The sequence below is a fragment of the Oricola sp. genome (assembly GCF_022763245.1).
Taxonomy (GTDB): Bacteria; Pseudomonadota; Alphaproteobacteria; order Rhizobiales; family Rhizobiaceae; genus Oricola.
The window spans coordinates 529911-555409 of record NZ_JALEGV010000012.1 but is presented as its reverse complement, the minus strand read 5'-3'; the positions used below and the strand labels follow the sequence as shown (position 1 = coordinate 555409).

The 25499-nt window shown below is 66.5% G+C and carries 24 protein-coding genes; 8 read left to right on the top strand and 16 right to left on the bottom strand.

Annotated features, from left to right (window positions below; genetic code table 11):
• The first annotated feature begins 16 nt into the window (after positions 1 to 16).
• Entirely contained in the window at positions 17 to 316 is a 300-nt protein-coding gene (locus MRY80_RS06935) for a HigA family addiction module antitoxin (protein ID WP_293289354.1), read from the top strand.
• Between the two features lie 56 nt (positions 317 to 372).
• Here the strand turns inward: MRY80_RS06935 and MRY80_RS06930 are convergent, their stop codons facing one another.
• From MRY80_RS06930 to odc2, 3 genes are all read right to left on the bottom strand, one after another.
• Positions 373 to 879, bottom strand: a complete 507-nt coding sequence (locus MRY80_RS06930; protein WP_293289353.1) for a GNAT family N-acetyltransferase — start codon at positions 877 to 879, stop codon at positions 373 to 375.
• 112 nt (positions 880 to 991) lie between these two features.
• Positions 992 to 1573 carry an N-acetyltransferase gene (locus MRY80_RS06925; protein ID WP_293289351.1) on the bottom strand — a complete coding sequence of 194 codons (582 nt, stop codon included), beginning with the start codon at positions 1571 to 1573 and terminating at the stop codon, positions 992 to 994.
• 25 nt (positions 1574 to 1598) lie between these two features.
• Positions 1599 to 2732, bottom strand: coding sequence for an ornithine/lysine decarboxylase (gene odc2, locus MRY80_RS06920; protein WP_293289349.1), 1134 nt, complete (start codon positions 2730 to 2732; stop codon positions 1599 to 1601).
• A gap of 523 nt (positions 2733 to 3255) precedes the next feature.
• Here odc2 and MRY80_RS06915 point away from each other — a divergent pair.
• Genes MRY80_RS06915 through MRY80_RS06905 form a run of 3 tightly spaced genes read left to right on the top strand, consistent with a single transcriptional unit; the run spans position 3256 to position 5930 of the window.
• Positions 3256 to 4161: a LysR family transcriptional regulator gene (locus tag MRY80_RS06915; RefSeq protein WP_293289347.1), complete on the top strand. Its 906-nt coding sequence runs from the start codon at positions 3256 to 3258 to the stop codon at positions 4159 to 4161.
• Positions 4162 to 4218: 57 nt separating this feature from the next.
• The gene (locus MRY80_RS06910; RefSeq protein WP_293289345.1) at positions 4219 to 4869 is read left to right on the top strand and encodes a DUF1007 family protein; all 651 of its coding nucleotides are present in this window, start codon (positions 4219 to 4221) and stop codon (positions 4867 to 4869) included.
• Entirely contained in the window at positions 4866 to 5930 is a 1065-nt protein-coding gene (locus MRY80_RS06905; RefSeq protein WP_293289343.1) for a nickel/cobalt transporter, read from the top strand. The genes MRY80_RS06910 and MRY80_RS06905 overlap by 4 nt, the downstream gene beginning before the upstream one ends.
• A gap of 12 nt (positions 5931 to 5942) precedes the next feature.
• Here MRY80_RS06905 and MRY80_RS06900 read toward each other — a convergent pair whose 3' ends face one another.
• The 6 genes from MRY80_RS06900 to MRY80_RS27290 all read right to left on the bottom strand — a co-directional run bounded on the left by MRY80_RS06900 (position 5943) and on the right by MRY80_RS27290 (position 10983).
• Positions 5943 to 6827 (bottom strand): hypothetical protein, encoded by an 885-nt coding sequence (locus tag MRY80_RS06900; RefSeq protein ID WP_293289341.1) that lies wholly within the window; start codon positions 6825 to 6827, stop codon positions 5943 to 5945.
• A complete protein-coding gene (locus MRY80_RS06895) occupies positions 6824 to 7768 on the bottom strand; it encodes a GNAT family N-acetyltransferase (protein WP_293289340.1) in 945 nt (314 codons plus the stop codon). Before MRY80_RS06895 ends, MRY80_RS06900 begins: the two co-directional genes overlap by 4 nt.
• Before the next feature lie 98 nt (positions 7769 to 7866).
• Positions 7867 to 8832 carry a D-erythronate dehydrogenase gene (gene denD, locus MRY80_RS06890; protein WP_293289338.1) on the bottom strand — a complete coding sequence of 322 codons (966 nt, stop codon included), beginning with the start codon at positions 8830 to 8832 and terminating at the stop codon, positions 7867 to 7869.
• Position 8833: 1 nt separating this feature from the next.
• On the bottom strand, positions 8834 to 9049 hold the full coding sequence (locus tag MRY80_RS06885; RefSeq protein WP_293289336.1) for a hypothetical protein: 216 nt from the start codon (positions 9047 to 9049) through the stop codon (positions 8834 to 8836).
• Positions 9049 to 9804, bottom strand: a complete 756-nt coding sequence (locus MRY80_RS06880; RefSeq protein WP_293289334.1) for an SDR family oxidoreductase — start codon at positions 9802 to 9804, stop codon at positions 9049 to 9051. Before MRY80_RS06880 ends, MRY80_RS06885 begins: the two co-directional genes overlap by 1 nt.
• Positions 9805 to 9849: 45 nt before the next feature.
• Positions 9850 to 10983 (bottom strand): GNAT family N-acetyltransferase, encoded by a 1134-nt coding sequence (locus tag MRY80_RS27290; protein ID WP_346433385.1) that lies wholly within the window; start codon positions 10981 to 10983, stop codon positions 9850 to 9852.
• A gap of 104 nt (positions 10984 to 11087) precedes the next feature.
• Between MRY80_RS27290 and MRY80_RS06865 the strand changes: the two genes are divergently transcribed.
• Positions 11088 to 12266 (top strand): pyridoxal phosphate-dependent aminotransferase, encoded by a 1179-nt coding sequence (locus MRY80_RS06865; RefSeq protein ID WP_293289332.1) that lies wholly within the window; start codon positions 11088 to 11090, stop codon positions 12264 to 12266.
• A gap of 376 nt (positions 12267 to 12642) precedes the next feature.
• On the opposite strand, the gene modC is transcribed toward MRY80_RS06865, so the two are convergent.
• The 7 genes from modC to MRY80_RS06830 form a co-directional block, all read right to left on the bottom strand.
• A complete protein-coding gene (modC, locus tag MRY80_RS06860; RefSeq protein ID WP_293289330.1) occupies positions 12643 to 13797 on the bottom strand; it encodes a molybdenum ABC transporter ATP-binding protein in 1155 nt (384 codons plus the stop codon).
• Positions 13790 to 14485, bottom strand: a complete 696-nt coding sequence (modB, locus tag MRY80_RS06855) for a molybdate ABC transporter permease subunit (RefSeq protein WP_293289328.1) — start codon at positions 14483 to 14485, stop codon at positions 13790 to 13792. The genes modC and modB overlap by 8 nt, the downstream gene beginning before the upstream one ends.
• A 3-nt stretch (positions 14486 to 14488) precedes the next feature.
• The gene (gene modA, locus MRY80_RS06850) at positions 14489 to 15280 is read right to left on the bottom strand and encodes a molybdate ABC transporter substrate-binding protein (protein ID WP_293289327.1); all 792 of its coding nucleotides are present in this window, start codon (positions 15278 to 15280) and stop codon (positions 14489 to 14491) included.
• 53 nt (positions 15281 to 15333) lie between these two features.
• Entirely contained in the window at positions 15334 to 15714 is a 381-nt protein-coding gene (locus MRY80_RS06845) for a winged helix-turn-helix domain-containing protein (protein ID WP_293289325.1), read from the bottom strand.
• 92 nt (positions 15715 to 15806) lie between these two features.
• Positions 15807 to 16514, bottom strand: coding sequence for a tellurite resistance TerB family protein (locus MRY80_RS06840; protein WP_293289323.1), 708 nt, complete (start codon positions 16512 to 16514; stop codon positions 15807 to 15809).
• 142 nt (positions 16515 to 16656) lie between these two features.
• Positions 16657 to 18543, bottom strand: coding sequence for a TRAP transporter large permease subunit (locus MRY80_RS06835; protein WP_293289321.1), 1887 nt, complete (start codon positions 18541 to 18543; stop codon positions 16657 to 16659).
• Positions 18540 to 19130, bottom strand: a complete 591-nt coding sequence (locus MRY80_RS06830) for a TRAP transporter small permease subunit (protein ID WP_293289319.1) — start codon at positions 19128 to 19130, stop codon at positions 18540 to 18542. Before MRY80_RS06830 ends, MRY80_RS06835 begins: the two co-directional genes overlap by 4 nt.
• 337 nt (positions 19131 to 19467) lie before the next feature.
• Here MRY80_RS06830 and MRY80_RS06825 point away from each other — a divergent pair, with 337 nt between their 5' ends.
• The 3 genes from MRY80_RS06825 (at position 19468) to MRY80_RS06815 (ending at position 25496) form a co-directional block, all read left to right on the top strand.
• Positions 19468 to 21054: an ABC transporter substrate-binding protein gene (locus MRY80_RS06825; RefSeq protein WP_293289317.1), complete on the top strand. Its 1587-nt coding sequence runs from the start codon at positions 19468 to 19470 to the stop codon at positions 21052 to 21054.
• An 83-nt stretch (positions 21055 to 21137) separates the two neighbouring features.
• A complete protein-coding gene (locus MRY80_RS06820) occupies positions 21138 to 21878 on the top strand; it encodes an SDR family oxidoreductase (RefSeq protein WP_293289315.1) in 741 nt (246 codons plus the stop codon).
• 150 nt (positions 21879 to 22028) lie between these two features.
• Positions 22029 to 25496 (top strand): indolepyruvate ferredoxin oxidoreductase family protein, encoded by a 3468-nt coding sequence (locus MRY80_RS06815; protein WP_293289313.1) that lies wholly within the window; start codon positions 22029 to 22031, stop codon positions 25494 to 25496.
• Positions 25497 to 25499 lie beyond the last annotated feature (3 nt).

Genomic DNA, 25499 nt, shown 5'->3' with positions numbered 1-25499 from the left:
AACAAGGAGGCGAACCATGTCCGATTATCGGCCGGTGCCGGCCGTCCACCCAGGCGAAGTGCTTCGCGAGGAATATCTCGTTCCGCTGAAGCTGAGCGCGGGCAGGCTTGCCAGGGCGCTGGATGTGCCGCGCACGCGCATCGAACGGCTTGCCAATGAGCAGAGCGGCGTGACGCCGGACACCGCGCTGCGCCTGGGGCGCTATTTCGGCACGACGCCACAGTTCTGGCTGAACCTGCAGGCCAATCATGACCTTGCGATCGCGGCCGGGCAGATGAATCTCGACGCCATCGAGCCGATGGGCGCAGTCGCCTGAACGGAAGCGGCATCGCCAGGCGATGTGAACGCTTCATCACCAGAATGGACGGGCGGCTAAAGCGCTCGCCGCATGAAGACGGCATGAGATGACGCGGCGCCGGGCGTGGCCGGGGGCGTAACATCCTCGAAGCCGTGGCGGTGGTAGAGGCGGCAGGCGTCGGTGAGGAAATCGGCAGTGTCGAGGCGCAGTTCGCGATAGCCGTCGGCGCGGGCCTCGCCGATCATCGCCTCGACCAGGGCGCCGCCGACGCCCTTGCCGCGCGCCGACGGCGAGACGAAGAGCCGTTTCACCTCTGCCGCTCCACTCTCCAACGGCTTGTAGGAGATGCAGCCGAGCGGCTGCGCGTCCTCCGTCGCAAGGAGGATGGCCCCGCCCGGGCGGGCATGGATGGCCGGCAACTCGGCCAAGGCCTCTTCGAAGCTGACAGGGTCGAAATAGGCGAGGATCGTCTCGCGCTTTTCCGGGAACGCTTCGAGCTGCCAGGAAACGAAGTCGCGGCACAGGTCACGAACCGCTTCCACTTCGTCTTCAGTCTCCGCCAGCGATATCGAAATGGTCATGGCCCGGTTCCCGTCGCGGCATGCTGCCAGCAGCGGGAACCGGGATCAAGCCAGTGCGGCGCGGGAGCCCTCCTCAAGGCTCGACCGCGCCGCTTGCAGCCCCTCTGCCCGTTCAGGCGGCGAGGCGGGTCTTGGCCGCACGGGCCTTGTGGGTCTTCGTGCCGGTGGCGACGACCATGCCGGCGGCACCGTCGAGCCAGCCTTCGACCAGTTCGATCGCCAGGAAGCGGTCACGCTCCACCGGACCGGGCAGGGCGAGCGCGCCGGTATTGGCGGTCGAGAAGCCGAAGCGGGCGTAATAGGGCGCGTCGCCGACCAGCAGCACCGCGCCGTGGCCGAGGCGGGCGGCCTCCGACAGGGCATGGCGCATCAGCACCGTGCCGGTGCCGCGGCTCTTCGCGTCCGGATCGACGGCGAGCGGGCCGAGCATCAGCGCGGAGACCGGCCGGCCGAAGCCGTCGATGCCGGCCTGGATGTGCCAAAGGCGCACGGTGCCGACGATCGCGCCGGCATTGTCGCGCGCGACGAAGGCGAGGCCCTCGGCCGGGCGGCGGCCGGCGCGCAGCTTCTGGGAGGTCTTCTTCTTCCAGTTCGGCTGCATCGCGCGGGCCAGGACGCCATCGCGTGCGATGACGTCCGAAGCCTGCTCGAGCGCGATCGTGACGGCGTCGCCGTCATGAACAAGCGTTTCCATTGTCGTGTGTCCTGCCGGCGCCGCGTCAGATGACGTAGGAGCGGAGCGGCTCGAAGCCGTTGAAGGCGACGGCCGAATAGGTCGTCGTGTAGGCCCCTGTGCCCGCGATCAAGATCTCGTCGCCGACGGTCAGGGACAGCGGCAGCGGATAGGGGTTCTTCTCGTAGAGCACGTCGGCGCTGTCGCAGGTCGGTCCGGCGAGCACGCAGGGTTCGGCCGCATCGCCGTCACGCGGGGTGAGGATCTCGTAGCGGATCGCCTCGTCCATGGTTTCGGCCAGGCCGCCGAACTTGCCGATGTCGAGGAACACCCAGCGCACGTCGTCTTCCTCGGATTTCTTCGAGACGAGCACGACTTCCGACTTGATGACGCCGGCATTGCCGACCATGCCGCGGCCCGGTTCGATGATCGTCTCGGGGATGCGGTTGCCGAAATGCTTGCGCAGCGCGTCGAAGATGGCGCGGCCATAGGCTTCCGCCGTGGGGACGTCCTTGAGGTAACGGGTCGGGAAACCGCCGCCCATGTTGACCATCTTCAGGGTGATGCCCTTTTCCAGCATGCCTTCGAAGACGAAGCGCGCGTCGGCGAGCGCCTTGTCCCAGGCGGCGAGGTGGGTCATCTGCGAACCGACATGGAAGGAGACGCCATAGGCGACGAGGCCCATGCGGGCTGCCTGGGCGAGCACGTCGATCGCCATTTTCGGCGCGCAGCCGAATTTGCGCGACAGCGGCCACTCGGCGCCTTCGCCATCGGTGAGGACGCGGCAGAAGACGCGGGCGCCGGGTGCGGAGCGGGCGATCTTCTCGACTTCCTCGACGGAATCGACGGCGAAGAGGTTGATGCCGAGCTCATGGGCGCGCGCGACGTCGCGTTCCTTTTTGATGGTGTTGCCGAAGGAGATGCGGTCCGGGGTTGCGCCGGCGTCGAGCGCCATCTCGATCTCCGGCACCGAAGCGGTGTCGAAGGAGGAGCCGAGGGATGCGAGCAGGCGCAGGATTTCCGGGGCCGGGTTCGCCTTGACGGCGTAGTAGATGCGGCTGTCCGGCAGCGCCTTGCGGAAGGCGCAGTAATTGTCCTGGACCACGTCGAGATCGACCACGAGGCAGGGGGAGGCCGGGCGGCGGGTGGCGAGGAAATCGTGGATGCGAGCGGTCGTCATGGCGGTCCCAATCAAAAAGGTTCGGGCAGCGCGTGCTGCGTCGACGTTCAGGCCTCGCACTCCGCGAAAGACGACGCGCGTCTTCCCCGGGTCCGAAACCAGGCGAAAAATCTCAGACCGAAAAAGATCGGCCTTGATTTGCCAATGATTGGTGGAAGTACCGACCGCACGTTTGGCAAGGATGGTTGTGTCTCTCGCTATTCCGGCGTGTGGACCGCCAGACGAGTGATAGACCCGACCGTCGTTGCTTCAAGATGTCCTCGCTTGTCCGGTTGGCCGGGAAGCGACCGGAGGGGTTAGCTCCGGGTACCTTGCCGGGCCTCTCACCAAATTCGAGAGGTCGGCGGACACCCACAGGCACGTGCGACTTAGGGCAACGCGGATATAGGACCAGAACCGACGGGAATCAATGGCAAATCGAGGGCTTGCGCAAAGATTTGTGTGGTGCAGATTGTGAACGAAGCCGGCATGCCGTTCGATGCATGTAGACGGCTGGATTGACACCGGAAAGGAGTGCGCCGGCATGGACACGCTGACCCGCATGCGCGCTTTCATCGCCGTGGTGGAGAATGAAGGTTTCTCCGCCGCCGCACGCAAGATTGGCCGCTCGAAGGCGCTGTTGTCGAAATATGTGCGCGAATTGGAGGACGAATTGGGGGCGCTTCTCCTGAACCGCACGACCCGGCAGTTCTCGCTGACCGAACTCGGCCACACCTATTACAAGCGCTCGGTGGAGATCGTGCGCGAGATCGACACGCTGCAGGACATGGTGCGCGACAGCCGCGAGGGGGTGCGCGGGCGAATCAAGGTTTCCGCGCCGCGGTCGTTTGCCGATGCCGGGCTGGACCAGGCGCTGATCGATTTCTGCGCCGCCAATCCCGAGGTCGGCCTCGACATCCATCTCGACGACCGCTTCGTCGATCTCGTGGAGGAGGGGTTCGACCTCGCCATCCGGGTGACGACGCTCGAGGATTCCGGGCTGATCGCGCGCCGGCTCGCGCCGTTTCGCACGCTGCTGGTGGCGACGCCGGAGACGATCGAGAAATACGGGGCGCCGCAAGAGCCCGAGGATCTGGCCGACCGGCCCTGCGTGATCGACACCAATGCCCGGCGGCGCAACACCTGGGTGCTGCATTCCGCCGACGGCTCGTCGCAGGCGGTCACGGTGTCCGGCCCGGTGGAGGTCAACAGCCCGCTTTCGACACGGGCGGCGGCGCTCGCCAATCTGGGCTTTGCTATGTGCCCGGATTTCATCGTCCGCGACGATCTGGCGAGCGGCGCGCTGCGTGAATTGCTGCCCGGTTCCACCACCGCGGCGGCGGGCATCTACGTCGTCTATCCGCATCGGCGCTACCTGCCCGCCAAAGTGCGCGCATTGGTCGACTTCCTTGCCGAGTGGTTTCGGGGTTATGAGCAGCGGTGGTCATAATGCCGCCGGGTTTGTGCGGTTCGCCTGACAGGAGTTCTCTTCACGTTGCCGGTTGCCATGAAACGGATATCAGCCTCCGCGCTCGCCTGCGCCGCGGGATTTCTCGGTCTCTCCGGGCCGGCTTCGGCCCACCCGCATGTCTTCGCCGAGGCCCGGCTTGAAGTGGAGGTCGCGCCCGACGGACATGTGAGCGCGCTGCGTCATGTCTGGCGCTTCGACGAATTGTTCTCCTCTACCGTTCTCCTGGAGTTCGACGCCGACCTGGACAACCAGCTCGAAGAGCCCGAACTTGCGGAGGTGGCCTCCGTCGTCACGGGTTCGCTTGCCGAATTCGACTATTTCCAGACGATCCTGGTGGGCGGCAAGAGCGTCGGCGTCAAACCGGTCACGGACATGAAGGCGCTGTTCGAGGACGGCCAGCTGATCATGTTCTTCACCGCCGAGCCGGACGAGACGATCGACATCGCCGCGTCGCCGAGCTTCGGCGTCTACGATCCCACCTTCTACACGGCGATCGATTTCTACGACGAAAGCAACATGGAGCTGCGCGGGGCGCCCGCCAATTGCAGCTTCAAGATGGTCGTGCCCGATCCCGACGAGGCGATCGCGCAGAACCAGGCGTCGCTGACCGAGGCCTTCTTCAACGAGCCGACCGGCAACGACCTGTCGAGCCTATTGGCGACGCGCATGGAGGTGACGTGCAAATGACACGGTCGCGCAAGGCGCTGCTGATCGTGGGGGCGGCACTGGTCCTGGCCGTTGCCGGCGCGGAACTGGCGTCGGCGCAATCGTCCCTCGGTATCGGATCCAACGAAGTCTCGATGCAGCCGAGCGGCGGCGTGTTTGCCGGGTTCTTCCTGTGGATCAACGAGATGCAGCGCTCCTTCTATCGCGAGATGACGGGCGCCTTGAAGGCGATGCGCGAGGACGGCAACGCGGCATGGCTGCTCGTCGGGCTGAGTTTCGCCTATGGCATCTTCCACGCTGCCGGGCCCGGCCACGGCAAGGCGGTGATTTCCTCCTACATGCTGGCCAACGAGACGCTTCTGCGTCGCGGCGTCATTCTCTCCTTCGTGTCGGCCATGGCGCAGGCCGTTTCCGCGGTGGTTCTGGTCGGCGCGGCCTTCCTGGTGCTGCGCGGCACGGCGGTGTCGATGACGGATGCGACCTGGTTCATGGAGGCGGCGAGCTATGCGCTGATCGCGCTGTTCGGCTTCTGGCTGCTGGTGACGAAACTGCGCCCGCGCCGCGCCCCGGCCTCGCTGTCGTCGGCGGCGGTGGCCGAGCACCACCACGACCATCATCACGATCATGCCGGCGGCCACGGGCACGATCATCATCACCATCATGCCCATAATCATCATCACGACCACGATCACACCGGTGACGGTGCGGTGTGTGACACGTGCGGGCACGCCCATGCGCCCGATCCGAAGATGCTGGCCGGGCCGATGAATTGGCGCTCCGCCGGCGCGGCCGTGCTGGCGGTCGGGCTGCGGCCGTGTTCCGGCGCGCTGATCGTGCTGACCTTCGCCCTCCTGAACGGCCTTTATCTCGGCGGCATCCTGTCGGTCTTCGCCATGGCGGTGGGAACCGCGATCACGGTGTCGGCGCTGGCGACGTTGGCGGTGACGGCGAAGAACGCGGCGCTGCGCATTTCCGGTTCCGGCGCCATGTCGTCGCGGGTGCATCGCGGCATCGAGATCGGCGGCGCGGCGCTGGTGATGGTGCTCGGGCTGATCCTGCTCGGCGGCGCGCTGGCGGCCTGAGGCGCAACGCCCTCAAAGATATCCTTCGCGTTCGAGTTCGGCGACGAAGCCCTCGACGAAGGTGCTGTCTTCGAATTCCTGCGCGTAGGTCCGCGGCGTCGCCTTTGTCCAGTCGATGTTCTGGCGGCAGTCGCAGTGGCGCGGGTCGTGCCAGCGACCGGCCTCGTCGATCGCCAAGACCTCGCACCCGCAAATCACCGCCTCACGCAGCACGTTGCTGTAGTGGTCGTAGGAATGGAGGGTTCGGGTGCGGCGCAAGATGTCTCCGAGCGCCGCATAGTCCGGGGTCAAGTCCTCCAGCCTGACGGCGCCGACGGTCTCGTCCAGCGGGAACCGTTCGGCGAGCGCCTTGCCCTTGTGCTCGAAGGTCAGGACGAGATCCCGTTCCTGCGCTCCGTTCGGGTGGATGTGTTTCGGATCGACAAGGCCGGTCCACAGGACGCGGTTCTCGCCCAGCGTCTGCCTGGTCGCCCGGCTTGCCCGGTCGAGCTTCTGCCGGTCGAAGACGAAGACCAGTTCGTTGTCGGGATAGGTGTCATCGCCGCCGAGGAACCCGGGTTCGTGCAGAAGCCAGCGAACGACCTTGCGCGCCGAGAGCGGGTTTCCATGCGCGACTTCGGGGTAGATGACGATGTTGTCGCCAACCGTGCCGCCCTTGTGAAGCGGTGCGAGCCAGCCATCCTCCACGACATAAGGCGGCTGGGCGCGGAAGCCAGACCGCATGTGCCGGCGCAGGCGGCGGAAGGGCGTGAGAGGTCTGGCGCTGGAGAGGCCGGGCACGAACATCGCGGCGTCGTGGCCGGACATGTTCAAATGGTGGCAGAGTCGGTAGAGCGCCCGGACCCCGGAACTGCGGTTGGTGTAGGGCGGCGCATGGATGATGAAACCCGGTCTCATGTCCGTTCGCTCCGTCCGTCGCTGGCAATCGCCTGCCTGTAGGCGGGAAAGAAACCCTTCGGGTTCCGGTTCGCGCTCAGTTCCTCATATTTGCGGCGGTCGTTGACGATCCGCAGCAGGTAGACCGGCTCGTAGCTGTTCGCCCAGCGCCGCTTGAAGGTCTCGAGCGTGTCGCGGGCGCTGTCCGGCATGCCCCCTGTGAGAAGCTTGGCCTGTGCTTCGTCGGCCTGTTCGAGCAGGCCGCTCATGAGAACGTAGGACGCGTTGTGTTGCAGGCCGATGTCGGAAATCGCGATGTGCAGGATCTGGAGTACGCCTTGATGCAGGATGCCGCAGGCCATCGCGCCGGTCTCGCCATCGATCGTCACCTTGAAATAGCGGCCTGCATCCAGGTCCGCGATCGAGGTGAAATGCGTGTCGGAGAAGCTGCGGAAGAATTCCGAGAAGCCGCGCCGCGCCGCTTGGCGCCGGTAGAGGGGCGTCATCTCGGCCGCCATGCGTGTCGTCGCCGGCCGGTCGTCCGCGACCTCGAAGCGGCTGATCGCCAGGCCGGCCTGCAGCCGCTTTGCCGTGCGGGCGCTGAGTACCGTGCGCGGGAGGCGCGGATCGTAGGCGAAGTGATCCTTCAGGAAGATGCTGTCGACCTGATCGGCCGGCGGCACATAGCCCGGTTGGGTGACCACGGTGATGGTGACGAGATCGGCGAAACCCTCACGCAGGGTGTGAAGGTCTTCATCCCCGGAGACTCGGTAATAGGGCCAGGGCCCTGCGCCGTCGAAGAGTTCGCTGCCCGGGATCGGTCGGCGCAGAAGATGAAACCTTCCCCGTCCGTCCGCAACGGTTTCGCCGATATTGTCGAGGCCCCGCAGATAGGTCCGCGTGTGAAACGGATGCGGCGGCCCGGCTTCCGGGGGCGGGCGATCGGCTTGGCTGCGGTCCATTCTCGTATCCTCAGCCCGGAGCAATTGATCGGCGCTTCGTGTGATCCCTTTTCACCGTCGGTGCCGCTCGCAGCGGCTGCGGCGGCACAGGGCCGGTTCTAGCCGTCCAACTCGTCTTCGACATGGGCGCGGATGATGTCGTCGAAACTGGTCTCGGCGACGAATCCCAGGGCGCGGGCGCGTTTGGCCTCGAAGCGCTGCGGCCAGAAATCGACGATCGCGGCCACCGCCGGATCGGGCTCTTCACGGATCAGTGCGACGGCGGCATTGCCGGCTGCGCGGCGCAGGGCTTCTATCTGCTCGTCGACGGAGACCGCGACGCCCGGCAGCGTCAGGTTGCGCCGGGCACCGATCGCATCGGACGGCAGGGCCGCCGCATGCAGCAGGAAGCCGACGGCCGAGCGCGGGCTCGCATGGGTGTGCACCACGTCGCGCGACACCGGCAGGACGGCTTCCTTACCGGCGAGCGGTTCGCGAATGATGGAGGAAAAGAAGCCGGAGGCGGCGCGGTTCGGCTTGCCGGGGCGCACGCAGATTGTCGGCAGGCGCAGGCCGACGCCGTCGAAGAAGCCGCGGCGCGTGTAGTCGGTCAGGAGCAATTCGCCGATCAGCTTCTGGCTGCCGTAGGAAGTCAGCGGGACCGGCTGGAAGTCGTCGTCGATGACGGTCGGGAAAGGCGCGCCGTAAACCGCGATGGAGGAGGCGTAGACCAGCCGGGGTTTCGTGGCCTCGTGGCGGCGAATGGCGTCGAACAGGGCGCGGGTGCCGTCCAGATTGGCGCGGTAGCCCTTGGCGAAGTCGGCTTCGGCCTCGCCCGAGACGACGCCGGCGAGATGGAAGATCACATCGGCCTCGCGCGCGCCGAGCGCGTCGGCGACGCCGGGGTCGGCGACGTCGCTCGTCTCGGTGGTCACGGTGAATTCGGCTGCGGGCGGATCGAAGGCGACGACGTCCTGCAGGTGCAAGCTGGCGATCGGCTGGCCCGCGAGTGCGCGATCCGAAACGAGGCGTTCGGTGAGTTTGCGGCCGATCATGCCGGCCGCCCCGGTGATCAGGATACGCAAATCAATCGCCCTTGCGGCGCATGCGGCCGCGCAGCCACAGGCCGACGAAGGGCAGGACGAGGACGCCGATGACGACGGCGCCGGCCAGGACGCGGTTCTGCTCGCCGACGGCCAGCATGATGTTCGGCAGGAAGAAGATGATCAGCGCGAAACCGATGAAGATCGCGGCGGCTGCGGCCAGTGTCCTGGCGTCGTATTGGCTGTTCTTGTCAGACATCACAGGGTCCATCCTCCGTCGATGGGGATCGCCGTTCCGGTGGTGAACGCGGCGGCGTCGCTGGCCAGGTAGACGGCGAGCGCGGCCACTTCCTCCGGCCTGCCGACCCGGCCCATGGGCTGGCGCTCGACGAACATGCGCATCGCTTCATCGACGCCGCCGGCGGTCTTGCCGAGTTCTTCCACCCGCTGATGCCACGAGGGTGATTCGACGGTACCGGGGCAGATGGCGTTGCAGCGGACCGACTGGCGGATGAAGTCCTGCGCCACCGACTTGGTCAGTCCGATCACGGCCGCCTTGGTGGCGCCGTAGACATAACGGTTCGGCGCGCCCTTCAGCGACGAGGCGCCCGACGACATGTTGATGATCGAAGCCGACGAGCCGTTGGCCTGCGCCCGGGTGATCATCTCCGGCAGGAAGGCGCGGATCATGCGGTGCATGGATTTCACGTTGAGGTCGAAGGAGAAATCCCAGTCGGCCTCCTCGCAATCGAGGACGGTGCCGTGATGCACGAAGCCGGCGACGTTGGCGAGGATGTCGATGCCGCCGACGGCCGACGCATAGGCGTTGACGGCGTCCGTGTCGGTGACGTCGAGGCGCGCCTTGACGGCGTCGAGCCCGTCGAGCTTGTCGATGTCGCGGTCGGAGGCATGCACGGTCGCGCCCTCGGCGGCGAAGGCTTCGGCGATGGCCCGGCCGATGCCCTGGCCGGCCGCGGTGACGACGGCGATCTTACCTTGCAGATGTCCAGGCACTCTCTTCCCTCGCTTTGCGCTCTTCGGTTCACGCTCCTCCAGCGCTTACGCCACGGCAGCGACCATGTGCAAGGCCTTGCGGTCCCCGAGCGTTTCCTCGCCTTCTACCACGAAGCCGAGGCGACGGTACCAGTCCAGCGCCGGATTGAGCGTGTTGGTCATCAGCCGGACCTTCGGCAGGCGGAGCGTTTCGGCGCGGTTGAAGGCGGCGGCCATCATCGCGCGGCCATAGCCGTAGCCGGCGACGGCCGGCATGGTGGCGATGGACTCCACATAGAGGTCGTCCTCGCGGCGGCGCAGGATGAGCGCGCCGGCCGGCTTGTTCTCGCGGTCGAAGACCCAGACCTCGCATTCCGCCAGGATCTCGCGATAGTCCCATTCCAGCGGGATCGGCTCGGCGCCGATCAGGTTGCGCGTCCGGGCGTAGGAGAGGGCCTGGAGCGTCTCGACGGTGGACTGGGCTTCCAGGCCGACGCGGTGCAGCTTCAGGCCGTTGGCGATCAGCTGCCGGGCGTTGAGCGTCGACAACGGGGTCCGCTGATGGCCCGTCTCGTCGAAGTTCTTCGGCGCCAGCCATGTCTCGAAGGATGCGCGGGTCATCGGCCATTCGCCGTCGATCATGGAGAACCATGCCGTGTCGCGATTGGCGCCCTTGACGACGGCGGCCTGGCGAAACACGCCTTCCGCCACCATGCCGAAGCGGATGGCGGCGCGTTTCGAGGGCTCGTTGTGGTCGTTGCACTTCCATTCGAAGCGGCGATAGCCGAGATCGTCGAAGACGTGGCGGGCGAGGAGGTAGAAGGCCTCGGTCGCCGCCGGCTTGCGGGCCATGAGCGAGGACCAGAGGACGTGGCCGATCTCGACGACGCCGTTGGCCGCGTCGATGCGAAGCAGGGTCTGGCGGCCCGCCACCTTGCCCGACGCCTTGTCGATGATCGCGTAATAGAGCGGATCGCGGCTGGCTTCCGCCTTGTCCAGCCAGGTCTGGAACTCGGCGCGGTTGCGCGGCGGGAATTCCGGCAGCCAGCGAAAGCGCTCGGCGGCGTCCGGCATGGTGGAGCAGTCATAGAGGCCGTCGCCGTGATCGGCGGCCGTCAGCCTCTCCAGCCGGACGAAACGGCCGTCCAGGACCGAGGCGTTGGGGAGGGCGCAACCCTCCCATTTCGACAGATCGCGCATCGGTCCCCAATCGTTGGCAAATGTCCAGTGCTTGCTGGATTGCAAAAAGCGCGGGTGAATGCCAGACAACATCTCGATTTTTTTGATTTTTTCGGAGGGAAGGCATGCTGCACACCGTTGCCGCATATGATCGTATGGGCGAGGAAAACGCCTTCGCCGTGCTGGCGCGCGCCACCAAGCTGGCCGCCGAGGGGCGCGACATCATCAATCTGGGCATCGGCCAGCCGGACTTCAAAACGCCGGAGCATATCGTCGAGGCCGCGATCAAGGCGCTGCGCGACGGCCATCACGGCTATACGCCGGCAAACGGCATCCTTCCGGCGCGCGAAGCCGTCGTGCGGCGTACGCTGACCACGACCGGCGTCGAGGTTTCGCCGGAAAGCGTGATGATCATGCCCGGCGGCAAGCCGACCATGTATGCGGCGATCACGCTGTTCGGCGAGCCAGGCGCGGAGATCCTCTATCCCGATCCGGGCTTTCCGATCTATCGCTCGATGATCGAGTTCACCGGCGCGACGCCGGTGCCGGTGCCGATCCGCGAGGAGAACGGCTTCGCCTTCTCGGCGGCCGAAACGCTGTCTCTGATCACGGACAAGACGCGGCTGATCATCCTCAATTCGCCGGCCAACCCGACCGGCGGGGTGACGCCGAAATCGGAGATCGACGCGCTGGTCAAGGGGTTGGCCGACTTCCCCGACGTGGCGGTCATGTCCGACGAGATCTACGACGTGATGACCTATGACGGCGAGCGCCACACCTCGCTTCTGACCTATCCCGAGTTGCGCGACCGGCTGATCGTGTTGAACGGCTGGTCGAAGACCTGGGCGATGACCGGTTGGCGCATGGGCTGGTCGATCTGGCCCGACGGGCTGATCGACAAGGTGCGCAAGCTGGCGGTCAATTGCTGGTCGTGCGTCAACGCGCCGTCGCAGTTTGCCGGCATCGCGGCGATCGACGGGCCGCAGGACGCGGTGGACACGATGATGGCTGCCTTCGACGCGCGGCGCAAAATCGTCGTGGAGCGCATGAACGCGCTGCCGAATGTGAGCTGCGCCACGCCGAAGGGCGCCTTCTACGCCTTTCCGAACGTTTCGGCGACCGGCTGGAAAGCCAAGCCGCTGGCTTCCGCGCTGCTGGACGATGCGGGCGTGGCGCTGATCGGCGGTCCGGATTTCGGCATTCTCGGCGAGGGCTACATTCGCCTGTCGTTCGCCAATTCGGCTGAGAACATCGAGCGGGCGATCGAGCGTATCGGGGCTTTCCTGGAGCAGCCCGCACCCTGAACCGCCACGACTTTGCGGCTTGCCGTCCGATAGCGCATGGCTTTGCGCGGCTGGCGATGTGTGCGGGGAGGCCTGACACAAAGCGGGCGATCTCTTGGTGCAAAAGATCGCCCGACTTTTCAGGCCGCAGAGGGAGGAGCTGGCGACGCTGAATGACGTCGTCGTTCCAAACTGGAACGAATCATTTAATGAATGGTTACCGAATTCGCGAATACATGCAATTCCAACCATTCAAAAAAATGTTCGCACGCGCTGGCCGCATTGAAGCAGGGGCGTGGTCCAGCAACTCCGTCATTGCGCTTTGCGGTACTGCGTACGGCGGAAGAAAGACCGAGTATTTCCCTGCCTCCCTTTGCGTAAGGGCGATTTCCGGCGGCTAGTCGTCCTGGCTTCCGCTGCGCCATGCGTGGATCTTGCGGGAGCCGTGTTGCTCGCGCACCAGCCGCCGGTCGAAGGCGGCGGACTTGATCAGCGCATAGACGGTCATGCCGGCATGCAGACCCAGATCGTCGACGGTCTTGCGGGTGATGCGGGATCTCAGCGGCTGCAGGCCGATCAGGCCGTGGATGATGCTGTAGGCGTTGTCGACCTTCTCGATATACTCGATGACGAGAGGCATCTGGTTGCGCACCGAGAGGTCGCCATGCGGCGAGAGGGCGATGGCGACGTCGCGGGCATGGACCCGCAGGCGCAGGTTCGTGCCGGGCTCCGGCAGGTCCCGTTCGTCGTCGGGACCGATCAGGTGCAGCGTGTAGCCGTCGAGATCGACTTCGATCATGCGGTATTCGGGATCGAAGTGACGGAAGATGCCGCGCAACAATACGCCGCCGCCGTTCTGGCCGAGCCAGGCGCCGAGATCGGTGCGCGCGAACAGCGCCGGGGTTCGGCCGGAGGCGACGACGCGGCCCTGCGACAGGATCACCAGCGTGTCGGCCAGTCGCGCGATCTCGTCGATCTCGTGGCTCACATAAAGGATCGGAATGCGGGTCTCGGAGCGGATGCGCTCCAGATAGGGCATGATGCGTTCGCGACGGGCGTGATCGAGCGAGGCCAGCGGCTCGTCCATCAGGAGGATGCGCGGCTGAGACAGCAGGGCGCGTGCGATCGCCACGCGCTTGCGCTCGCCGCCGGACAAGGTCGCGGGGTAGCGGTCGAGCAGGTCGGCGATGCCGAGCATGGCGACGACCTGCTCGGCTTCGGACGCTTCCGGTTGCGCGGCGCCGCGCGCGCCATAGGCGATGTTGCGCTGGACGCTCATATGCGGAAACAGGCGGTCGTCCTGGAAGACATAGCCGACCCGGCGCTCGCGGGCGGGCACGCAGATCCCCTCGTCGGTGTCGAGGATGACCTCTTCGCCGATTTCGATGCGGCCGCGTTGCGGGGCGACGAGGCCGGCGACGCTGCGCAGCAGGGTGGACTTGCCGGCGCCCGACTGGCCGAAGATCGCGCAGATGCCGGGGCCGGCCTCGAAGGCGGCCTCCAGCGTGAATTCGCCGGCCTGGACGGCGACATCGACGTCGATCTCAGCCATTGCGGCTCTTCCCGTTTCGCGAAAGGCGGGTGGCGATCCATTCGGAACCGATGATGGCGACGATGGCGAGGAAGACGGAAAAGCCGATCAGGCGCAGCGCGGCGGCGTCGCCAGTCGGGCTTTGCAGGAAGGAATAGATCGCCAGCGACAGGGTTCGGGTCTGGCCGGGAATGTTGGAGACGAAGGTGATCGTGGCGCCGAATTCGCCGAGCGCCTTGGCGAAGCCGAGAATGACGCCGGCGAGCACGCCGGGCAGGGCGAGCGGCAAGGTGACCGTGGCGAGGATGCGCAGCCGGCTGGCGCCGAGCGTTTCGGCGGCTTCCTCCAGACCGGGATCGATGGCCTCCAGCGACAGGCGGATCGGCCGGACGAGGAGCGGGAAGGCCATGACGGAGGCGGCGAGGGCCGCCCCGGTCCAGCGAAAGGCGAATTCGAGGCCGATCGTTTCACGAAAGAGCCAGCCGAGCGGGCCGTTGGCGCCGAACAATACGAGCAGCGCGTAACCGGTCACGACCGGCGGAAGCACGAGGGGCAGGGTGGTGACGGCCTGCAGGAGGCCGCGGCCGCGGAAGCGCCAGCGGGCGAGCGCGTAGGCGACGAAGAATGCAAAGGGCAGGGTGACGACCATCGCGGTCGCGGCGACCTTCAGGGAGAGTATGATGATTGCAAGTTCGCCCCCACCCGTCATGGCCTAGCCGCTGCCGCCGTCGCTGCCCGGCAGGAAGCCGTAGGTGGAGAGGATCCTGCGGCCTTGCGGGCCGGAGAGCATGTCGAGAAAGGCCGCGCCGGCCGGCCCGCCACGCTTCAGGAGGACGGCCTCATAGGCGATCTCCGGGTGGCTGGCCGGATCGAAGCGATAGGCGACGGCGAGGTCTGGCTCCATGCGCGCGTCGGTGGAATAGACGATCGCCGCCCCGACTTCGCCGCGTGCGGCCAGTGCCAGCGCGACGCGGACATTTTCGGTGAAGGCGGCATTGGGCGACACGTCTTGCCAGATGCCGAGCGTCTCCAGCGCCGATTTGGCGTAGATGCCGGCGGGCACGTGTTCGGGGTCGCCCATGGCGAAGCGGGCGGACAGCAATTCCGCGATGTCGCCGGTCTCGCCGGACCGCGAAACGGCGACAAGGCCGTTGCGGGCGACGGTCACGGCTGTGCCAGCGACCTGTTCGGGGGCGTTCTCGGTCAGCCAGGAGACCCAGTCGCGATTGGCGGACAGGAAGACGCCGGCCGGCGCGCCTTGGGCGATCTGCCGGGCGAGCGTCGAGGAGCCGGCAAACGACACGCTGGTTTCGCAACCGGTCTGCTCGGCGAAGGCCGTCGCGATCTCGCCGACGGCGTCGGTCATGGAGGCGGCGGCGAAGACGATGAGCGGCGTGTCGCCGCACTCAACCTGTGCGGCCGCCGCCGATGGCCGTCCGAGGACGAGCGCAGCAAGGCCGGCCGCGCAGATGGCGGTCCTGAATATGGCAGTCGAATGCGTCATGGCGTGCCCTTTCCCGATATGTTTCGCAAAACATATCGGGACTACCATTCCTGTCAATCGAAGTTTTCACGTTTGCGCTGATCGGGGTCAAGAAGGGATTGCAGGATTTCGACGTCCGGGGCGATGGCGCTTTCGGCGGCCCGCATCATGTGGCGATAGGTGGCGAGCACCGTTTCGCCGGTCGGGGTCAGCCGCGCGCCGCCGCGGGCGCTGCCGCCGCGCGCGGTTTCGATGACCGGCTGGCTGAAGGCGGTGTTCATCGCCTCGATCAGCGACCACGCGCGCTTGTAGCTCATGCCCATCTGGCGACCCGCCGCCGCGATCGAACCGGTGTCCCGGATGCCTTCCAGAAGGTCGGCCTTGCCAGGCCCGATGGCGATGTCGTTTTCGAGCGCGATGCGCAGGTGCAGCGGCCGGTCGGGATTGTTCGTCATGAGAGTGCCGCCATGGCGAGAGGCGTTCCTTTGGGGCCGGGAGCGGCGCGGCGAATCTGTAGCAGAAGGCGCGCGCCGCGTCTCCCGCAGCGTCAGGCGGTCGCGCCTTCGATCGTCGCCTCGACATGGTCGACGAGCGCCTCGGGCAGTCCGAGGCGGCCGGCCAGAAGGTCGAGATAGCCCCGTTCGGCGCGGCTGTCGGGCCGGATGGTCAGGCGCGAAGCGGTGTAGAGCTCCAGCTTCTGGGCGTCGGTCTGCGCGGCCGAGAGGATGGCGTCGAGGTCGAGCGGGGCGGCGAGTTCGCGGTTGATGAAGTCGGCGGCGTCGTCGTCGAGACCGGACATGGCGAGCTTGCCGGCGATCTGTTCGCGTTCGGCGTCATCGACATGGCCGTCGGCGCGGGCGGCGGCGATCATGGCGCGGATGAGGGCGAGCGTGAACGCGTCTTCGCCCTGAGGCGCCGCGGCCGGATCGAAGGCGGTGTCGGCGGGGGGAGGCAGCAGGTCCGGCGCGCCCGCGGTGTCGGAGCGGCTCTGTTCGGGCGACTTGCCGTCCTGATAGTTCTGGTAGGCCTTGTAGGCGAGGCCGGCGACGGCGGCGAGACCACCGAGCTTCAGCGCCGAGCCGGTGATCGAGCGTCCGGTGCCGGTGCCGAGCAGGACGGCGGCGATCGCGCCGGTGGCGATGGGATTGTCCTTGGCGAGCTGGCCGACCTGGCCGGCCTTGTCGCGCACCGTTCCCTCGGTGCCGGGAACCTTGCTTTCCAACAGGTCGGTCAGAAGCTTTTTCGGATCGAACATTGCCGCTCTCCTCTTGCGCGTCACGGTTTGGCGACCGCCAGCGCGGCCTCGCCTCAGGTGGTGAGGGTGGCGGGCAAATGCAACAAGATCACGATGTTCGGCGGGTTGGGCGCGGTCCCGCCGGCAGCGGGACCGCATGCGATCACTGGATGACCGGCGGCTGGCTGAGATCGACCGCCGGGTCGGCTGGCGCGGTCTCGATCGCCGGCGGCGTGCCGTTCAGGTTCAGTCCGCCCGGAAGGCCTGGCAGGCCCATGGCGGGCGCGCTGCCGCCGGACTGGTTGCCGAGACCCGCAGGCGGGGCGTTGTTGAGATTGAGGCCGCCCGGCAATCCGGGCAGTCCGCCGGGAGCGGCACCGCCGCCACCCTGGCCCGGCAGTCCGGGCAGGCCAGGCAGGCCGCCCGGCGCGCCCATTCCCGGCAGCTGGATCTGCACGTCGTCCAGGTTCACCGGTTTGACGTCGTCCTTGTAGTGGGTGACGAGGCGGGGGAAGAAGATCACGATCATGATCGCCAGGAACTGGATCACGATATAGGGCAGGGCGCCCTTGTAGATCTCCAGCGTGCGGATGCCCTCGATGGTCTTGCCGGTGACGTCGTCCTTCCACGCCCTGGAGGGGGCGATGGAGCGCAGATAGAACAGGCCGAAGCCGAAGGGCGGCGTCAGGAACGACGTCTGCAGGTTGATGCCGAGGATGATGCCGAGCCAGATCAGGTCGATGCCGAGCGATTCCGCCGGGGCGATGAGCAGCGGCACCACGATGAAGGCGATCTCGAAGAAGTCGAGGAAGCAGCCGAGGATGAAGACGACGACCGTCACAAAGACGAGGAAGCCGTGTTCTCCGCCCGGCAGCGCCAGCAGCAGTTCCTCGATCCACAGATGGCCGTTGATGCCGTAGAAGGTCAGGCCGAAGACGCGCGCGCCGATCAGGATGAACATCACGAAGGCGGTCAGCTTGGTGGTGGAATCGAGCGCTTCCTTGAGCGTCTTCATGCCGAGGCGACGCTTCACCAGCGACAGGACCAGCGCGCCCGTCGCGCCCATGGCGCCGCCCTCGGTCGGCGTGGCGATGCCGAGGAAGATGGTTCCGAGCACGAGGAAGATCAGCGCCAGCGGCGGGATCAGCACGATGACGACCTGTTCGGCGAGACGCGAGATGATGCCGAGCTTCAGGTGGCGGTTGACGAGGCTGAAGATCAGGGCCGCCGCGGTGGCGAGCGTCGCCGACCAGACGAAACGGGTCTCGTAGCGCAGGGCGTCGAAGACGAAATAGTAAAGCGCATAGGCGAGCGCCACCGTCGCGGCGATCACGGCGACCAGCGAGAAGACGCCGCCGCCGAGCGTGCGGAATTCGGCGGGCAGGGCCGGCGCCGCCTTGGGGCGGACCATCGTGACGAAGAAGATGTAGGCGCAGTACATGACGATGATCATGATCGCCGGCAGAAGCGCGCCGGCATACATGTCGCCGACGGAGCGGCCGAGCTGGTCGGACATGACGATCAGCACCAGCGACGGCGGCACGATCTGGGCCAGCGTGCCGGACGCCGCGATCGTGCCGGTGGCGAGCGACCGGTCGTAGCCGTAGCGCATCATGATCGGAAGCGAGATCAGGCCCATGGCGATGACGGAGGCCGCGACGACGCCGGTGGTGGCGCCAAGCAGCGCGCCGACGAGGATCACGGCATAGGCGAGGCCGCCGCGGATGGGCCCGAACAGCTGGCCGATCGTGTCGAGCAGGTCCTCGGCCATGCGCGAGCGCTCCAGGATCAGCCCCATGAAGGTGAAGAAGGGGATCGCCAGCAGCGTGTCGTTGCGCATGACGTCCATGACGCGGTTCGGCAGCGCCTGGATCAGCGGGTAGAACAGGTTGATCTGGTCTGGCGCGAACTGGCTGAGCTCGACGCCGATGAAGAAGAAGACGAGCCCGCCCGCGGCCAGGGTGAAGGCGACCGGATAGCCGAGCAGGAGAAGCGCCATCACGGATGTGAACATGATGGGCGCGAGATTGTGGGCGATGAGCTCGATCATGCCTTTCTCCTCTCGTCGAGGTCGGCAGCCGATTCCAGCTCTTCCACGATCGGGGGCAGGTCATGCTTGACCGTCGGGTCTTCGATCTTGCCGGCAATGACCGCGACGCGCTTGATGATCTCCGACACGGCCTGCGCGGTCAGAAGCGCGAAGCCGAGGAAGATCATCGTCTTGGCAGGCCAAAGGACGAGGCCGCCGGCGTTGATCGATACCTCGCCGGAGCGGATCGACCGGGTCATGAAGGACCAGGACAGCCACACCATGATGCCGCAGAAGGGCAGGAGGAAGAAGACGTGGCCGAACAGGTCGATCCAGTCGCGCGTCTTCTTCGACAGGCCGGAGGTGGCGATGTCGATGCGCACATGCTCGTTGCGCTGCAGCGTGTAGGCCGTCGCCATCATGAAGACGGCGCCGTAGAGATACCACTGCAGTTCCAGCCAGGCGTTGGACGAGGTGTCGAAGACCTTGCGGATCGTGGCGTTGCCGGCGCTGACCAGCACGGCGACCAGGATCAGCCATGACGCGGACCGGCCGATGAAGCCGGTCACCGCGTCGATGGCGCGTGACAATTTCAGCAATGGAGCCATTTCTCTCCCCAGATGCGGGCCGCGCCAGCCGGTGAACTGCGTCCCGGCCGCCGATCCTCCCGGCCGTCGCGTCAGTTCCGCAGACGCACATGAAAAGCGCCGCCGGTCAAGGCGGATCGCGCGGTTTGCTAGCATTGGCGTGGGGGAAGCACAATCGAGTGGTCAATTTTTCTGACCACTTTTTCGGGTGATTTGTTGCCCGTTCTACACAATAACGGTCTACGTTCAGGGATCGTGGCGCGAGATCCGAGGCCGGGAGGGACCCGGCCTCGGACCTTGCTCTCGCGGTCAAAAAGATATTTGATTGACCAGTCAAACAACCCAGGGAGTAGCAATGATGAATTCTCGGACTCTATGGACGCCGGGTGCGGGCTCGACGACGCGCCGCCGTTTCCTGCAGGCGGGTGCGGCAACGGGTCTCGCCGTCGCCGGGCTGTCCGCCGGACTCATGCCCGGCCGCGCCTACGCGCAGCCGAAGCGAGGCGGCACCATTCGCCACGCCAAGGGCCATGGCAACACCAATGACACGCTCGATCCGGCAACGTGGACCAACGGCTTCACCGTCGCCCTGCCCTTCGGCATGCATGGCTACCTGACCGTCGTCGGCACCGACGGCTCCCTGGAACCGTCGCTGGCCGAGAGCTGGGAAGCGACGCCGGACGCCAAGACCTGGCGCTTCAAGATCCGCCAGGGCGTCACCTACCATTCCGGCAAGCCGCTGACGGCCGACGACGTGATCGACTCCGTGAACTATCACCGCGGCGAGAAGTCGACCTCGGTCGCAAAGCCGCTGGTCGCGTCCATCACCAGCATCAGCAAGGACGGTGACGACACGGTGGTCTTCGAACTCGAAGCCGGCAGCGCCGACTTCCCGTTCGTGTTCACCGACTACCACATGGCCATCTGCCCGTCCGACGGCAATGGCGGCATCGACTGGAAGTCCGGCGACGGCTGCGGCGCCTACAAGCTGGTGCATTTCGATCCGGGCGTGGTCGCTCAGCTCGAGCGCTTCACCGACGACTGGAACCAGGATCGCGGCTGGTTCGACGCCGTGGAAATGCTCTCGGTGGTCGATCTCAACGCACGCACCACGGCGCTCGTTTCCGGCCAGGTCGACATGATCGACAAGCTGGACCTGAAGACCGTCGGCCTGCTCGGCCGCAAGCCGGGCGTGGAGATCAACTCGATCGCCGGCCCGCAGTACTACTCCTTTGCCGCGCTGACCGACCAGGCGCCGCTGGACGACGTGAATGTGCGCCTGGCGCTCAAGCACGCCATCAACCGCCAGGAACTCGTCGACAAGATCCTGTTCGGCCACGGCACGGTCGGCAACGACCAGCCGATCGGACCGAGCTACCGCTTCTACGACAAGGAACTGCCGCAGACGCCGTACGATCCCGACAAGGCGAAGTTCTACCTGAAGCAGGCCGGCCTCGACAGCCTCGAGGTCACGCTGTCGGCTGCCGACGCCGCCTTCCCGGGCGCCGTGGAAGCCGCGGTCCTCTACCAGAACTCGGCGGAAAGCGCCGGCATCAAGGTCAATGTCAACCGCGTGCCGAATGACGGCTACTGGTCGGATGTCTGGCTGAAGCATCCGTTCTCCGCCGTCTATTGGGGCGGTCGTCCGACGGAAGACCAGATCTTCACCACGGCCTACGAGTCGGGTGCGGCCTGGAACGACAGCCACTGGAAGAACGCGCGCTTCGACGAACTCCTCGTTGCCGCCCGCGCCGAGCTGGACGAGGCGAAACGTCGCGAGATGTATTCGGAGATGCAGAGCCTCGTGTCGCAGGACGGCGGAACGGTGCTGCCGATGTTCGCGAACTTCGTCTTCGCCACCAACGGCAAGATCGGCCATGGCGACATGGCGTCGAACTTCGACTGCGACGGCGAGCGCTGGATGGAGCGCTGGTGGTTCGCCTGACCTGACGGCGTTCGCCATTCGGGGTTGCCGATTGCGCTGACGTTGGGGTAGTTCAACCCCGACGGGCGATGCAGAGGTTCCGAGTGGCGGACGACATTCTTGGAGTGGCAGGCAAGGTCTGCCTGGTAACCGGCGCCTCGTCCGGCCTTGGAGCGCATTTCGCCGCGCTCCTGGCCGGGCGGGGCGCTCTCGTTGCCGGCGCGAGCTGCGCGCCGCCGGTCGGCGAAGACGCGTCCGTGCGGCACTACGATTGCGACATTCGCGACGGCGCGGCGGTCGAGGCGGTGTTCGAGGCGGTCGAGCGCGACCTGGGACCGGTCGACGTGCTGGTCAACGCCGCGGGGATCGCGCATTTCGAACGCGCCGAACAATTCGACGACGAAGCGCTGGCGGACGTGTTCTCGACCAATGTCGCGGGCACGATGCGGGTGACACGGGAGGCGGCGACGCGGATGCTGGCGGCGAAGCGCAGCGGCTCGATCATCCAGGTGACCAGCGTGCTCGCGCGCACCGGCATGGCCGGCGTCTGCGCCTATGCCGGCACCAAGGCGGCGCTGGAACAGATGATGCGCGCCCAGGCGATCGAGTGGGCGCGCTCCGGGGTGCGCATCAACGCGCTCGCGCCGGGCTGGTTCGCAACCGCGATGACCAAGCCCTTTCTCGACAAGGGCGCGGGCGGCTTTCTGAAGGGCCGCATTCCGATGCGCCGTCTCGGCCGGCCGGACGATCTGGACGGCGCGCTGCTGCTGCTCGCTTCCGACGCCTCGCGCTACATGACGGGAACCGTGCTCACGGTCGATGGCGGCTTTTCGGCGGGCGCCTGACGCATTTCGCCGAGAGTGTTCCAAACGACCGATTGTTGCGACGGAACAGCCTGAATTTTCGGGATCTTTCTCTTTCGCGCCGCACAACGGAAAAGATTTGACGCGATCCCGGCGAGACCCAACACTGCCCCGACGGCACTGTTGAACAGGATGCGGAGAAGCCCCATGACGAGACCGGTCACGCTCGGTGACAAATATGATCTGTCCTGCGAGCGGATCTTCGTTTCGGGCAGCCAGGCGATCGTGCGCATGCTGATGATGCAGCGCGAGCGCGACCGGCGCGCGGGCCTCGACACGGCCGGTTTCGTCTCCGGCTATCGCGGCTCGCCGATCGGCGGGCTCGACCAGCAGCTCTGGGCGGCGGGCGATCTCCTGAAACAGGCCGGCATCCGCTTCCAGCCGGGCGTCAACGAGGAACTGGCGGCGACCGCCTGCTGGGGCACGCAACAGGCCGAACTCGACGGCATGGGCCGCCATGACGGCGTGTTCGCGCTCTGGTACGGCAAGGGGCCGGGCGTCGATCGCACCGGCGACGTGTTCCGTCACGCCAATCTCGCCGGCTCGTCCAAGCATGGTGGCGTGCTGGCGCTGATGGGGGACGATCACACGGCGGAATCCTCGACCAACGCGCATCAGTCGGAGTTTGCCTTCGTCGACACGCTGATCCCGATCTTCAATCCGGCGGGCGTGCAGGAGATCGTCGATTACGGGCTGCACGCCTATGCGCTCAGCCGCTTCGCCGGCACCTGGGCGGCGATGAAATGCGTCAAGGACAACATCGAATCGACCGGTTCGATCGAGGTGGGTCTCGACCGGATCAGGCCCGTCATTCCCGACTTCGACATGCCGCCCGGCGGTCTCAACATCCGCCGAACGGAACTGGATTTCCTCGGGCAGGAGGAGCGGCTGCACCGCTACAAGCGCGAGGCGGCGGTGGCCTACAACCGGGCCAACCAGATCGACCACGTGGTCTGGCAGGGCGGTCGAAATCCGAAACTCGGGCTGGTCGCGGCGGGCAAGAACTATCTCGACCTGCGGGAGGCGCTGGGCGATCTCGGCATCGACGAGGTCGCCGCGGCTAATCTCGGCATCCGCCTCTACAAGGTCGGCATGCCCTGGCCGCTCGATCCGGAAGACCTGAAGCGCTTCGCCGACGGGCTGCACACGATCCTCGTGGTCGAGGAGAAGCGCGGGCTGATCGAGGTGCAGATCAAGGAGGAGCTTTACGGGCTGACCGACCGTCCGCAGGTGATCGGCAAGCGCGACGAACGCAACCGCGAGCTGTTCCCCGTGATGGGCGCGCTCGACCCCAACGACGTGGCGGTCGCGGTCGGCGAGCGGGTCCTGGCGGTGTGCGGGCCGAACGAGGACGTTGCGTTGCGCGTCTCGCATATCCGGCAGCTTCAGGAGCGCTTCGCACAGACCAAGGACGCCGGCGCGCGCGTGCCGACCTTCTGTCCGGGCTGCCCGCACAACACCTCGACACGGGTTCCCGAAGGCGCGCGCGCCTCGGCCGGCATCGGCTGCCATTTCATGGCGCTGTGGATGGAGCGCGACACGTCGGGCTTCACGCAGATGGGCGGCGAGGGGGCCAACTGGGTCGGCGAGGCAACATTCTCGCGGCGCGGCCACATCTTCCAGAATCTCGGTGACGGGACCTACAACCACTCCGGCTCGCTGGCGATCCGCTTCGCGGTCTCCTCCGGCGTCAACGTCACCTACAAGATCCTCTTCAACGACGCCGTGGCGATGACCGGCGGCCAGCATGTCGAGGGCGATCTGACGGTCGATGCGATCGCCAATCAGGTGCGCGGCGAGGGTGTCGAGCGGATCGCGGTCGTGAGCGACGAGCCCGGGAAATATGCCGGCCACGCCAATTTTCCGGGCGGGGTGACGATTCATCACCGCGACGATCTCGACGCGGTGCAGCGCGAGTTGCTGACCGTGCCCGGCGTCTCCGTGCTGATCTACGACCAGACCTGCGCGGCGGAGAAGCGCCGTCGGCGCAAGCGCGGCACCTTCCCCGATCCCGACAAGCGGGTGCTGATCAACGAACTCGTCTGCGAGGGCTGCGGCGATTGCGGCGTGCAGTCGAACTGTGTCGCGATCCAGCCGGTCGAGACGGAATTCGGCCGCAAGCGTCGCATCGACCAGTCGGCCTGCAACAAGGACTTTTCCTGCCTCAAGGGGTTCTGCCCGTCCTTCGTCACGGTGCATGGCGGCAAGTTGCGCAAGCCGGAACCGGTCAAGCAGAAGGCCGATCCGCTGGACGGCGTGCCCGACGCGCCCGTCGTTGCGTTCGGCGAGGGGCACGAGGAATGGGCGGCGATCATCGACGGCATCGGCGGCACCGGCGTCGTGACGATCGGCGCCATTCTCGGCATGGCGGCGCATCTGGAGAACAAGGGCGTCGGCATCATCGACATGGCGGGTCTCGCGCAGAAGGGCGGCGCGGTGTTCTCGCACATGCGCATCGGCCGCACGCCCGACGCCGTCTCCTCGATCCGGGTTTCGCCGGGCAAGGCGGATCTGGTGCTCGGCTGCGATCTCGTCGTGACGGGCAGCCGCAAGGTGCTCGCCGCGATCCGCAAGGACGAAACCGTAGTCGTGGTCAACCGCGCCGAGGTGATGCCCGGCGATTTCGCCCGCGACCGCGACTACCGCCTGCCGACGGACCGGCTCGTCTCGGCGATCCGCGACGCCGCCGGCGAAGACGACCTGCACCTGGTCGACGCGGGCCGTGCCGCGAGCACGTTGTTCGCCAACACCATCGCCGCCAACATGCTCATGCTAGGCTTCGCCGCCCAGAAGGGCGCGCTGCCGGTCGCGAGCGCGTCGATCGAGCAGGCCATTCAGCTCAACGGGCAGGCGGTGGCGATGAATGTCGAGGCGTTCCGTTGGGGGCGCCGGTTGGCGCATGACCCGCAAGCGCTTGCGGACATTCTCGAGGCGCATGCCGGCCGCGGGCGCGAGATCGCGCAGACGCTCGACCACGTCATTTCCGTCCGGGCGGAGTTCCTCGCCGCCTACCACAATCGCGCCTATGCCGAGCGCTACCGGGACCGTGTCGCGCAGCTCGCCCGGCGCGAGGCGGAAGTGGACGGTGATTCGGGCGTGCTGACCGAGACCGTGGCGCGGCAGTTGTTCCGGCTGATGGCGATCAAGGACGAATTCGAGGTTGCAAGGCTCTACGCGTCGCCGGAATTTCGCCGCCAGCTCGGCATCGAATTCGAAAGCTGGCGCGAAATCGAATTCCACCTCGCACCGCCGATCCTCGGAGAGCGCGACGCGCAGGGCAGGCCGAAGAAGCGTGTTTTCGGCCCGCGCATGATGACGGCCTTCCATTTGCTCAGCCGTCTGAAATTTCTCCGGTTTTCGCCGCTCAATCCGTTCGCGCGCCACGCCGACCGCCGGCTCGACCTGGAAATGCTGGCGACCTATGAGCGCGACGTGGACCGGATCGCCGGCACGCTCGACCGGGACAATCTGGCCGATGCCGTTGCGTTCGCGTCCTGGCCGGCCGAGATCGCCGGTTACGGTCATGTTCGCGCGGCCAGCATCGATACCGCGATGGCGCGTCGGGCGGATCACAACCAGCCGTTGAAGGCAAAGATCTGAACC